Consider the following 12,257-nt stretch of genomic DNA (forward strand, 5'->3'; position numbering starts at 1 on the left):
CTCCGCGAGAGTCACAACCACTATCTTCTAATCATACCATTATTCGTCGCAGATCGAAGAGTATATAGGGTTGCTCCTTGTGTTTCCAAGGAAAATCTCTTAAGGCAGAAGATCAAAAAAACGATCGATAGTCCAAGCAACAATGGTATCTGGACTGAACGGATGCTTGAGCAGAATGCTCAGCCACACGAACAAGCCCAGGGTTGAGAGGATAAAAAAGAGGATGATCTCCCCTTTCTCATAGCCCCTTCGAGCGAAGACGTGCATCGGCAGGAAGGTTACCGCTGCATAGATCAGGACCAGCATGGTCATACGGACTCCTCACTCCCATGACGTACATGATTTCTACGCACCCAGCTGACAGCAATGAGCAGGAGCGGAATGAACAGACTGTATAGGAGCTGATAGGCGAAGTCATACTTGTGATCCCAATCCATCATCTCCACGACGTTTGCATGATCAGAGAGGGCAATGCCTGCAATCAGCCAGATGAGTGGAAAGGCGACAACCCCCCGCTGTTGGATGTGGAATAGCTGGCAAAGCGCCAATGTAGCGCAGTAAAACGAGACGGTTAGTTTAACAAAGATGGCAAAGATCCAAAACATGGTTGTAGTCGCCTCTACATGCTGGATGAAGTTGCCGAAATCGATTTCCTTCGCGATCGTAAACAGGGGGTAGGTCAAATGCGATGCGCGGACGACACCTAGTATGCCAATCGTAAGGAAGGTCACGAGAGAAAGCGTCAAGGACGATAAAACGACACCCTTTAGAAACGGCTTCACATACTTGCCGTCGTGGACGAGTGGGAAGATCATCAAAAAGGCACTCGTTTCCATGAACGGAAAAGCAAGCATTTGCCGATTTTCAATAATCGATTTCCACAAGTTCAGCTCGAAAACCGGTAAGAATCTCTCAAAGTTCCAATCTCCACCTCTCGTAATCCAGACGAGGGAAAAAGTCAAAAAGATCAAGGGTGTCAAAAATTCCGAAACCCTGCCGATCGTTCGGATTCCTTGGATGACAGCGTAGGTGCAGACGAGCAAAAACAAGAGGTGAAAGGCAGTGATCGGTGTTCGCGGCATGATGGTGGCTGACATGAAATCACCCAAATTTCGGACCACCCAGCTGGATAAATGGATGAAGTACCAGGCATAAAGGAGTCCAAAGAGCGTCCCTGCTTTTTTCCCGAGAACCGTCAAGCAGATTTGTACGATGCTTTGACCATGAAACTTCCGGGCTAGCAGCAGCCAGAAAATAGCGAGAACCGTCCCGGCTAGGCCGCACCACAGCGGGACAAGCCAAGCATCTTGCTTGGTTGTGAAAATGAGTTCTCCCGGTCTCAGAAAAATGGCCGTACCCAATGTGTAGCTAAAAACCAAGAGAAACATCTGCCATGCTGTAATGCTCTTGCTTTCCATGATTACTCCCCTTTGTACGGGCTGATTAGGCTTCCGATCGTCTCAATTTTGTTGTGGGAAGAGATGACGACCTTTACTTTTTTCCAGCGGTCTTTATCTTCGGCAAGCCGCTTCCATTGGGCCCCTTTTTTTAAGTGAAGCAGATATTGGATCCCCAGGACGTCCCAGCCCTTTTTGCGAGAGTCCTCAATGAATCGCTGCGACTCTTTTTGGATCCTCTGATTGAATTCGGCTTCAATCTGGTTGAAGAGGGTAGTGGTGGTAGGGACTTTTTGGTCATTGAAGATGAGATTCGTGTTGGCAAAGATTTGGATGTGCAGGATCAACTCTTCACCGTGAAGCTCCAGTTTTTTCATGAGTCGTGTATTTAACGTCTTTACTTGCACAGACTCGCCGTTTATGACCAGGGTTTCCAGGAAGCGCTCGTGCTTTCTATTCAGGAGGTTATACCACTTCATTTCATCCTTGGTTAGCTTTCCAACCATGCGGTCATGAATAAACAGAGCCCCTCCGAGCAGAGCGATATTGCCATTGGTGCCCTGAATATGTTCGAGTCGGTTGGAGTTCTCTGATGATTTTTCCCCGATGTAGGTGATGATCGGAAAGACACTGATTTGGCCCGTCTCCATATTTTCGATCAGGTCTTTCATTCTTGTGTGGGTACTGATTCTTCCGGTCATTTCCGACTGATTTTCAATGATGGATCGCATGGAACGGCCAGGGAGCGGTTCGAGTGGAATGAAAGAATCCATGATCCGGTCAATAGGCGCATCGGATACAAGAAGATAGACGTTCGTGCCGCGCTCAGGATGGCCCTCCTTAAAATTCAGCAACTCTCGCAGACCGCTTTTTGCATACCGCTCGGAGACGACGATCGCCTGGTAATGCTGCGTAAAAAGCTGGCGGGGGATGACGTCGGGAGAAATATCTTCAAATTGATCGCCCAGTCTTCCGATAAATCTGTACGTGTAAACCGTCGCTTTTTCGGGAGCTCCTGCCTGTGTCGCGATCCCCTTTGGGTTAATCACTTGATAGTACAGCTCTTGCTTGTCAGTATTCTTGTGAGTGTCTACCCCAATCAGATTGACGATCGCCAGTTGATTGATTTCTTTCATATCCCAGCATCCAGCGAGAAGAAAGGCTAGGATCATAACAACGGGCAGCTTCCATATGGCAGGGGGCATCAGTCATTCACCTCACTTTCCGCTTGGGGCGAAAGATTCTCGGCATCGTATGCATCCACTTTTTAGGTGCACGGACCAGCGTGTCTTTCCAGTCAGATAGGACAGTCGGGGCAAGAGGAGCGAAATAGGCGGTACCAAATGAGTCCAAGGAAACGAGATGGATCAACAGGAGCAGGAAGCCGCATAAAAGGCCAAATAGCCCGATGAAGCCTGCAAGGAATAGAAAAAGGAACTGGATGATTCTCTGTGAGATGCCAAAGCTGTAATTGGGAGCGACGAAATTGGCGATGGCGGTCACAGAGACTACGATGACCATACCCGTGGAAACGAGTCCTGCTGCGACAGCAGCCTCACCGACGACCAGGGCACCGACAATAGAAATGGCTTGTCCCGCAATTCGCGGCATCCGCAGTCCCGCCTCTCGCAGTACCTCGAAAATGGTCATCATCAGGAGTGCCTCGAGAAAAGCGGGAAAAGGTACTCCTTCTCTTTGGGCGGCAAGGCTGATCAAAAGAGGTGTGGGGAGCAGCTCTTGGTTGAAGGACACGATGGAAATATACAAACCAGGCGTAAACACTGCCAAAAGAAACGACAGTATCCGCAGCCAGCGCAGCAAGGTGGCAAACTCCGCCCGTTGATAATAGTCCTCGGGGGTGACGAACATTTGAAAAAAGGTCATGGGAGCCAATATGGCGGTCGGGGTGCCCTCTGTCAAAATGGCTACTTTTCCTTCTAATAGGTGGGCAGTCACTACGTCAGGGCGCTCTGTGTTCAAGAGCGTTGGAAAAGGGGACCAAATGGTTTCCTGCAGCCATTCTTCGAGGTAAGCGCTCTCCAAGACGCTGTCTGTCTGTATGGAACGCAGACGTGAGCATATCTTATCCACCGTCTCATCTGCCGCGATAGAAGATATGTAAACGACACTGCTCGTTGTCTTTGTGGTATGGCCTATGATGATTTTTTCAAAATGGAGCCTGGGATCACGCAGGCGCTTGCGGATTAAAGAGATATTGATCTCCAGCTCTTCGGTAAAACCTTCTTGGGGACCTCGTATCGAAGTCTCCGCAGTCGGCTCGGAAATGGCGCGGGTCGGAAATTTGGCTGTATCGAGTAGGAGGCAAGTAGACAATCCGTCGATGGCGATCAGGCATTTCCCCGCTAAAATTCCTTCCACACACGCTTGTACGGATGAGGCCTGTTGTTTTTCAGCAGCAGGCAAATATTCGTTGCACCATCGGAAGCTCTCAGCGGGATCATCTGTCACGCATGGCATATGCTCAGTTAGAGGTCGGATGACAAACTGGAGCAGCTGGTTTTTGTCCACAATGCTCGACACATAGACAAGCGATATTTTGTAAGGCGAGGAGACGACAGGGTAAACGGCTACATCCATCGACAAAGACAATTTCTGCAGGACGGCATCAAGCATTGGTTACTCGCTCACTCCCTTCCAACTTTCTCCTTATTAAGACTAGTTTGTTAAGAGAGTTGCCAAAATATCCAAGGAAAGGAGAGACGGGAGGTGGAGCCTCCTTATGCAAATAAAAGACGGGTACCTCTGGCAAGCCAGAGAATGACTTGCTGAGTACCCGTTTTTCCTTACCGAACGTATATTTTTGTTTTCGCTTTCCCTTCTCTTTTCTGACCATCGCTTTCCATTTGGAAGGCTACCTCGAGATTGTAGGTGCCTTTTTTCTCTGGATGGAAGCGATAGAGATATCTGTATCCGCCGAGCTCTTCAACGTAAGTTCCGAAGATTTTATCAAGACCGGGCGATTCCAGGTGATGAGCGGATCGGAAAACGCTGGACTCTTTTGAACCATGTAGATGACATCTCTCTCTCACCTTGTATGGAAAATAGGGGGAAAACACCTTTTTGCCAGCTTTTGCTTGAATCCCGACAGGCATTTGCTATTATTAAAACAAGTGTTTGTCATAGGAGTGAATGACAACTGAATAAGTTAGTACAAACAGGTCCTTGTTTCTGCGAAATCCTTTTGCAGGAGCAAGGTTAAAAGGGAAGTTTGGTGAAATGCCAACGCGGTCCCGCCACTGTAAGAGAGGAGCTTTTCTTCACGGCGTCTGCCATCCACTGCCCAGTAGGGAGCGGGAAGGAGAAGGAAAGCGATGATCCTCGAGCCAGGAGACCTGCCTGTTTTTGTGTTTACACTGATTTCCTTCGGGTCAAAGGAAGAGGTGAGGATCGTTGCTTGCTTGCCATCCGCGCTTTGTTTTCCTTTTTTTGCATGAGGGAGAACAAAGCGTTTTTTTATTTGATTTTCAGGAGGATTTTGTATGAGTAAACAAGACGCAAAACGAGGCTTGCTGCTGGTCTATACAGGAGACGGAAAAGGGAAGACGACGGCGGCGCTCGGGCTGGCTGTACGTGCGACGGGACGTGGGAAAAAAGTGCTGATGGTGCAGTTCATCAAATCACCGGATCGTACCTATGGCGAAAAGCTCGTGTTTGACAAGATTGGCATCGACATCGTGCAGAAAGGAATTGGCTTTACCTGGACGAAGACGCCAGAAGAGCATCGCGAGGCGCTGCAAGCTGCGTGGGGCTATGCAAAAGAGCAGCTCCTTCACGGGGGCTACGATGTCGTGATTTTCGATGAGCTGAACAATGCGCTGGCGATCGACCGCTTCCCGATTGATGACGTGCTGCCGCTGGAAGACGTCCTAGAGACGATCAAAAGCAGACCGAAGCACATTCACCTCGTAATTACCGGACGCAGCGCCAAGCAGGAGATCATGGACATGGCAGATCTGGTCACAGAGATGAAGCCGATCAAGCACTATTACGACGAAGGAATTCCTGCCGTCCTTGGAGTGGAATTCTGATGAACGTCATAGAAACGTTTGGGCATGGAGGGAACCTGCTGACAGCTTCAGAGCGATTTGGAGTGTCTCCGGGGGACTTTCTCGATTACAGCGCTAATATCAATCCGCTCGGGATGCCAAAGAGTGTCAAACGAATGCTGGTGGCTTCCATTGCCGATGTCACGCAGTATCCAGACCCTGGGCATCGAGTATTCCGGGCCGCTTTGGCTACACGTCTGGGCTTGCCAAAAGAGTGGCTCTTGCCAGCGAATGGAGCAGCGGAAGCTATGGCACTGGCAATACTAGGGCTTCAACCGCAGACGGTCGGAGTAGTCTATCCGTGCTTTTCCGAATACGCGCAGCTGGCCACCCAATTTGGTGCAAAAGTCGTCAGCTGCTACGGCGTGGAAGAAAACGGCTATAAGCCAGAGATGGTCGAGGTGTACCGATTGTTCGAAGCGGCGGATCTGGTTTTCGTCGGATCTCCGAACAATCCGACGGGCATTTTGTACCAGCCGGATGAGCTTGTGAAAATGGCGGACTGGGCGGAGCAGACGAAGACGTGGCTGGTCGTGGATGAAGCGTTTCTCGACTTCGTGGAGGAGGAGAGACAGTATACGCTGGCCGATCAGCTGGAAAGCTTTCCACGCGTCATCCTCATGCGTTCCATGACCAAGATGTACGCGATCCCCGGACTGAGGCTCGGCTATGCCATAGCGCATCCAGATGTGATCTGTCGGATGCGTGAAAAGCAGGTGAGCTGGAGTGTGAATGCACTGGCGCTGCGGGCAGGCGAGCTGTGTCTGCAGGAGCAGGAGTACGAGACAAAGACGCGAGAGCTGATTGCCGGGGAACGGACGTTCCTCACCAGCTTCATTCGGGAAGAGCTGGGGTGGAAGGTATGGGCTGGGGAAGCCAACTTCCTGCTGGTTCGCTCTCCCAAAGAGAAGACAGCGGAGCAATTGCAAGAGCTGCTCGGCAAAAAAGGAATCCTGATCCGCAGCTGTGCCATGTATCCCGGCTTGACTGCCCATGATGTACGCTTGGCTGTTCGTGGTCGAGAGGAAAACGAACAGCTCGTGTCAGCCCTGCTTGACATCTGGTGCGGCGGGAGGTGGGAGCGATGAGTCTCATCCTCGTAACAGGCGGAGTGCGTTCTGGAAAGAGTCGATTTGCAGAGGAGCTGGCAGAAAAGACGAGCCAATCAGTCCTCTATGTAGCAACGGGTGAAGCCTGGGATGAAGAAATGACAGCGAGAATCGCGCTGCATCAGGCACGTCGCCCCGCCAGCTGGGGATGTGTAGAGGTAGGAGGGCGTTTGACCGCAACTATTGCTTCAGCAGTCGGCTATGAGGTGGTGCTGATCGATTGCCTGTCGACTTGGGTGAGCAATCGGCTGATGGGCGTACCCGAGCAGGAGCTGCGAAGCGAGGCCATTACGCGGGAAGTGCTTCGTGACGCGCAGGAATGGCTGGAGACGATAAAGGCAGCTCGTCAAAAGCAGACGGTCATCGTCGTTACCAGCGAGGTCGGACTCGGTGGAGTAGCCTTGAGCCGACTGGGGCGCTGGTTCGCCGATGTGCTGGGAGACGTCAATCAAATGACGGCAAGGCAGGCGGATGCTGTCTACGCGGTGTTGTCCGGGATTCCTTGGAGGATAAAAGGATGAATGCGTTGTGGCATGCGATTGCGTTTTTTACGAGAATTCCCGTCCCGTGGCTGAAGCCTTCGGATACGGCTTGGAAGAAGAGTGTCAATGGGTATCCCGTTGTAGGGATCGTAATCGGGCTGATTTTATTGGCCGTACATCAAGCTGCCCTGCACCTGTTTAGTCCTTTTTTGGCAGCTGTTCTGACTCTCGTGATATGGGTGTACATGACGGGAGGACTTCATCTGGATGGGTGGATGGATTTGGCGGATGGTCTGGGCAGCAGCCGACCGCGGGAGCAAATTCTCGCCATTATGAAAGACAGCCGTGTAGGTGCGATGGGCGTGCTGGCAGCGATTCTGCTGCTGCTGCTCAAAACGGCTTCCCTGGCTGAACTGGCTTCTGCCAAATGGGCGCTGCTCGTCCTTGTGCCATTCGCGGCGAGGACGCATGTGCTGCTGTCGATCCGCTTTTGGCCGTATCTATCCGCTGAGAAAGGGATTGGCAAGGGCATCAGCGAGGGGCTGTCCTCATTTGCGATCTGGCTCAGCTATCTCTTCTTGCTCGCAGCTGGATGGTTTGTCGGTGGATGGGCAGCGGTGGCAGCCATCGCGGTATCGCTGCTGTTTGCCCTGTGGTTTTCGCGTACGGTCGCAGGCAAGCTTGGAGGTCTGAACGGCGACTGCTACGGGGCTGTGATCGAGAGCAGCGAGGCAGTCATGCTGCTCGTATTGGCAGGGAGCTGGTGGAGATGAAATGGCTCTGGATACGCCACGCAGAGACAGAAATGAATCGGCAAAAGCGGTATTTAGGCCACAGTGATGTCTCTTTGAACGAGCAAGGGCTGCATGAAGCAGAGGAACTCGCACAGAGACTGGCGGGGGATGAGTATGGTTCTGTTCAGCTCTATTCCAGTGATTTGCAGCGCTGCGTGCAGACGGCGAAGCCCCTCGCGTCTCGCCGGGGAGTGCCGATCGTAACGGTTCCTGCGCTGCGAGAGCTGTCCTTTGGCCAATGGGAGCTGCTTACATACGACGAACTGATGCAAAAAGACAAAGAGCGGGCAACACAGTGGTACAAAGATCCCTTTGCGAACAGCCCGCCAGACGGCGAAAGCTTGCTGCAGCTGGGGGAGCGGGTCGACGGGTGGCTGCGCGGAATGCTTCGTGAAGCACTCGCGCAAAAGCAAGGAACGACAAAGGTATTGGTCACGCACGGGGGCGTTATCCGCTGGTTTCAGTCAGCCTGGCTTTTGCAGGATCCAAGTCGCTATTGGCAGACAGAAGGCTTGAAAAACGGCGAAGCCATGCTCGTGGAATGGAACGGCCAATGCTTTGTAAAGCAATCTCTTAGAAACGAGAGAGGATCAAGATGAACGAGGCTTTGATATTGGGTGCAGCCTACCTGATTGATCGGGTGGTAGGTGATCCGCGCGGCTTGACGCATCCTGTTGTCATCATTGGCTGGTGGATTTCACGGTTAGAGACTGTCATCCGCGCACGAGTCAAAAAGGAAGAGCATTTGAAAAGGGCGGGGCTCTTGTTTCCGCTGCTGATTGTCACAGGCAGCTATGCAGCAGTGTGGCTGATCGTCTGGGTTGCCGCATGGATTCATCCCCTCCTTGGCTGGTGCGTAAGTGCCTGGTTCATTTCGACGACGATCGCGACAAAAGGCTTGGCAGATGCGGGCTTGGACATTGCGAAGCATTTGCTGGCAGGTGACTTTGCACAGGCGAGGCGCTCGCTCTCGATGGTAGTCGGTCGCGATACCGAACATTTGGACGAATCGGAAATTTGCAGGGGTGCAGTGGAGACGGTGGCGGAAAACATCGTGGATGCGATCGTTTCTCCCCTGATCTACGCAGCCATCGGAGGTGCACCCTTGGCGATGGCGTATCGGGCAGCCAATACGCTGGATTCGATGGTGGGCTACAAGAATGAAAAGTATCTGAATCTTGGCTGGGCGTCTGCCCGCTTTGATGACGTACTGAACTACATTCCTGCTCGGCTCACGGCCCTTCTGCTGGTGTTGGCAAGTCAACTGGCGAATCTGGACTATCGGCAGTGCTGGGCGATGATTCGCCGTGACGCGCATTTGCATCCAAGCCCAAACAGCGGTCTGCCAGAAGCAGGCGTGGCAGGGGCTCTAGGGGTGCAGCTGGGCGGTCTGAATTTTTATCAGGGAGTCCCGTCCAATCGAGCGAGGATGGGTGATCCGCTAAGACCCTTGAGTTCAGGAGATATTCAGGCGACCGTCCGACTGATGTATTTGGTTTCCTTGCTATGTCTACTCATTTGTATGGCGATAGCTTTCATGCTGGGGTAACGTGTCAAACGCATAGAAACCGTGAGAGAAAGTACGAAAAAGGAGCGCTGGCATCGCCAGTGGAGAGGAGGGGCCGTATGAGCGGCAAGTTGTTTGTGATCGGGTTTGGCCCGGGAAGTTTTGAGCATATCACCAAACGGGCGCGGGAAGCGATTCAGGAGTCGGATGTCATCATTGGCTACTCGACATATGTGGATCTGATTCGCGAGCTGTTGACAGATCAGGAAGTGGTCAGCACCGGGATGACCGAAGAGGTGACTCGTGCACGGGAGGCCGTGCGACAAGCTGAGGAGGAGGGCAAAAAGGTAGCCGTGATCTCCAGTGGCGACGCCGGTGTATACGGCATGGCTGGTCTGGTTTACGAAGTCCTGGTGGAAAAGGGCTGGACGGAAGCGACCGGGGTTCCCATCGAGATCGTACCGGGAATCTCAGCGATCAACTCCTGTGGTGCGATTTTGGGCGCACCCATCATGCATGATGCCTGCACGATCAGTCTCAGTGACCATTTGACGCCGTGGGAGCTGATCGCCCGCCGGATCGATGCGGCAGGGATGGCAGACTTCGTCATCGCGCTGTACAACCCGCGCAGTGGTCGCCGTACGCGCCAGATTGTAGAAGCACAGCGCATTTTGCTCCAATACCGCTCGCCGGACACGCCTGTCGGGATCGTCAAAAGTGCGTTTCGCGAACGGGAGCATGTCGTAGTCACTACGCTTGCCCAGATGCTCGAGCACGATATCGGCATGCTGACGACCGTGATTATCGGCAACACCTCGACGTTTGTTTACGATGGAAAGATGATTACCCCGCGCGGCTACCAGCGTAAATACACCTTGTCTGCGGATGAACAGCCGCTTAAGCCGCATCAGCGTTTGCGTGTAGAGAATGAGCCGTGGTCGCTGGAGGCGGCGGAAGAAGCCGAGATGAGGCCAGAAGCGGCAGGCTCGATCGCATCTGCTCCATCCGCCCGCGAAGAGAAGGGCAGTAAGTCGGTGACGCTCTCCCTGCCATTGGAAGGGCCAGTCGCATCCAGCCTAGCGGATACCTCTACTACGACGGCGACAGCTGTTTTGGAGGCACCGCCTGCGGCAGAGTCTAAGGCAACACCGCTGGATTGGGCGATGCAGGCACTGACCATTGCCAATGAAGCCAAAGGAATCGTCACGCCACAGAGCGCGAGTCCAGCTGCGCGTACCGCATCCTCCTTTGTGCCGGAAATGATTTTCGAGTGTGCGGTCAGCCCGGGTGTTGCGAACAAAAAGATAACGCCGCAGCAGATGATGGCACTCGCCGAGGTAGCCGGGGAAAAAGGCGAACTGGAGTACACGCCGCATCATCAGATTATTCTGCGGGTCCCGACTGCCAATCCGGATGGTATCACGACAAAGCTCCGTCAGCTCGGACTGATTCTGAGCCCGATTGGTGACGTCGTATCGGTGAAAGCATGCGATTTTTGCGATGGCGAGAAAAAGGATGGTATTCCGTTCGCGGAAGAGCTGCATCAAAAGCTGGGCGGCAAGGAAATGCCCAAGGAGCTGAAAATCGGCTTCAACGGCTGCGGGATGGCCTGCTACGGCGCAGTCAAGGAGGATATCGGAATCGTGTTTCGCAAAGGCAAGTTCGATCTGTTCCTCGGAGCGAAAACAGTCGGACGCAACGCGCATTCCGGTACCCCGGTCGCTGAGGGCATCCCGAAGGAAGAGATCGTCTCCGTGGTGGAGCGCATCGTGACGCGTTTCAAACAGGAAGCCTTCCCGAACGAGCGATTCCACAAGTTTTTCCAACGGGTAGGCGAGCTGGAAGGCTACGCTTGGCGCGAACCAGCGAAAGCAGAGATTGAAAACGCGGCTTGCGGCGACTAGCAGCGCTGACCTTTCGCCATACAACCAAACAGAATTCAGGAGGAGATTACATGGACGCAGTATTATTTGTCGGACACGGAAGCAAAGACCCAGAGGGGAATGAAGAAATTAGGCAGTTTGTGAATTCACTTGCACCCGAGCTGGATGTACCGATCATTGAGACGTGTTTCCTGGAGTTCGAACGCCCGGACATGCTGCAAGGGCTGAACACCTGCGTCAAACGCGGAGCGACGCGCGTAGCCGTCATCCCGATCATTCTGTTCTCGGCAGGACATGCGAAAATCCACATTCCTGCGGCAATCGATGAGGCGAAGGAGCTGCATCCGCACGTCCAGTTCATCTACGGACGCCCGATCGGGATTCACGATGAAGTCATCAACATCCTGACGACCCGGATGAACGATGCTGGCTTTGCCTCTGGCGAAGAGCATGAAGACCTGGCTGTTCTCGTGATTGGACGCGGCAGCAGCGATGCAGATGCCAACAGCGATATTTACAAAATGTCCCGACTGTTCTGGGAGCGCTATAAAGCGAAGTGGGTGGAAACGGCGTTCATGGGTGTGACCTATCCGCTTTATGACGAAGGAATCGAGCGCTGCCTGAAGCTGGGTGCACGCCATGTTGTGGTGCTGCCTTACTTCCTGTTCACTGGGGTATTGATCAAGCGGATGAGCGATCAGCTGGAGCAGTTCCGTGCGAAATATCCAGACGCACAGTTCACGATGGCGGAGTATTTCGGATTCCATCCCCTGCTGAAAGAGGTGCTGAAAGACCGCGTGGAGGAAGCCTTGCACGGCGAAGTCAAGCTGAACTGCGACACCTGTCAGTACCGACTGGCAGCGATGGAGCACATCGATCATCACCATCACCACCACGATGACGAACACGGACATCATCACCATCATCATGGGCATCACCACCACCACGATCATGACCATGACCATGAACACGATCACAAGCACGACCACGACCACGTGACCAAGTAGGAGGTACGACA

General features: G+C 53.0%; 12 protein-coding genes and 1 riboswitch. Of the genes, 8 read left to right on the plus strand and 4 right to left on the minus strand.

Annotation, left to right across the window (positions count from 1 at the left end):
• Positions 1–99: 99 nt before the first annotated feature.
• The 4 genes from ACLIN2_RS07160 to ACLIN2_RS07175 are packed head-to-tail and all read right to left on the minus strand — an operon-like array spanning position 100 to position 4,031.
• Complete coding sequence (locus tag ACLIN2_RS07160; protein WP_139228055.1) at positions 100–312, minus strand: hypothetical protein; 213 nt, start codon at positions 310–312, stop codon at positions 100–102.
• Positions 309–1,418, minus strand: coding sequence for a GerAB/ArcD/ProY family transporter (locus ACLIN2_RS07165; RefSeq protein ID WP_092266249.1), 1,110 nt, complete (start codon positions 1,416–1,418; stop codon positions 309–311). Before ACLIN2_RS07165 ends, ACLIN2_RS07160 begins: the two co-directional genes overlap by 4 nt.
• 2 nt (positions 1,419–1,420) lie before the next feature.
• Entirely contained in the window at positions 1,421–2,602 is a 1,182-nt protein-coding gene (locus ACLIN2_RS07170) for a Ger(x)C family spore germination protein (RefSeq protein WP_411503630.1), read from the minus strand.
• 7 nt (positions 2,603–2,609) lie between these two features.
• Positions 2,610–4,031 carry a spore germination protein gene (locus tag ACLIN2_RS07175; protein WP_411503631.1) on the minus strand — a complete coding sequence of 474 codons (1,422 nt, stop codon included), beginning with the start codon at positions 4,029–4,031 and terminating at the stop codon, positions 2,610–2,612.
• 526 nt (positions 4,032–4,557) lie between these two features.
• A riboswitch (cobalamin riboswitch) is annotated at positions 4,558–4,773 on the plus strand.
• A 124-nt stretch (positions 4,774–4,897) separates the two neighbouring features.
• Between ACLIN2_RS07175 and cobO the strand changes: the two genes are divergently transcribed.
• From cobO to ACLIN2_RS07215, 8 genes are all read left to right on the plus strand, one after another.
• Positions 4,898–5,446, plus strand: coding sequence for a cob(I)yrinic acid a,c-diamide adenosyltransferase (cobO, locus tag ACLIN2_RS07180; RefSeq protein WP_122924231.1), 549 nt, complete (start codon positions 4,898–4,900; stop codon positions 5,444–5,446).
• Complete coding sequence (gene cobD / locus ACLIN2_RS07185; protein WP_411503632.1) at positions 5,446–6,552, plus strand: threonine-phosphate decarboxylase CobD; 1,107 nt, start codon at positions 5,446–5,448, stop codon at positions 6,550–6,552. Before cobO ends, cobD begins: the two co-directional genes overlap by 1 nt.
• Positions 6,549–7,094 (plus strand): bifunctional adenosylcobinamide kinase/adenosylcobinamide-phosphate guanylyltransferase, encoded by a 546-nt coding sequence (gene cobU, locus ACLIN2_RS07190; RefSeq protein WP_411503633.1) that lies wholly within the window; start codon positions 6,549–6,551, stop codon positions 7,092–7,094. The genes cobD and cobU overlap by 4 nt, the downstream gene beginning before the upstream one ends.
• A complete protein-coding gene (gene cobS, locus ACLIN2_RS07195; protein ID WP_411503634.1) occupies positions 7,091–7,828 on the plus strand; it encodes an adenosylcobinamide-GDP ribazoletransferase in 738 nt (245 codons plus the stop codon). Before cobU ends, cobS begins: the two co-directional genes overlap by 4 nt.
• Complete coding sequence (locus ACLIN2_RS07200) at positions 7,825–8,448, plus strand: histidine phosphatase family protein (RefSeq protein WP_411503635.1); 624 nt, start codon at positions 7,825–7,827, stop codon at positions 8,446–8,448. The genes cobS and ACLIN2_RS07200 overlap by 4 nt, the downstream gene beginning before the upstream one ends.
• Positions 8,445–9,398 carry an adenosylcobinamide-phosphate synthase CbiB gene (gene cbiB, locus ACLIN2_RS07205; RefSeq protein ID WP_411503636.1) on the plus strand — a complete coding sequence of 318 codons (954 nt, stop codon included), beginning with the start codon at positions 8,445–8,447 and terminating at the stop codon, positions 9,396–9,398. The genes ACLIN2_RS07200 and cbiB overlap by 4 nt, the downstream gene beginning before the upstream one ends.
• A gap of 77 nt (positions 9,399–9,475) precedes the next feature.
• The gene (gene cobJ / locus ACLIN2_RS07210; RefSeq protein WP_411503637.1) at positions 9,476–11,260 is read left to right on the plus strand and encodes a precorrin-3B C(17)-methyltransferase; all 1,785 of its coding nucleotides are present in this window, start codon (positions 9,476–9,478) and stop codon (positions 11,258–11,260) included.
• Positions 11,261–11,310: 50 nt separating this feature from the next.
• Positions 11,311–12,246, plus strand: a complete 936-nt coding sequence (locus ACLIN2_RS07215) for a sirohydrochlorin chelatase (protein WP_411503638.1) — start codon at positions 11,311–11,313, stop codon at positions 12,244–12,246.
• Positions 12,247–12,257 lie beyond the last annotated feature (11 nt).

Origin of the sequence: Brevibacillus centrosporus (assembly GCF_046622605.1) — a bacterium.
GTDB lineage: Bacteria > Bacillota > Bacilli > Brevibacillales > Brevibacillaceae > Brevibacillus > Brevibacillus centrosporus.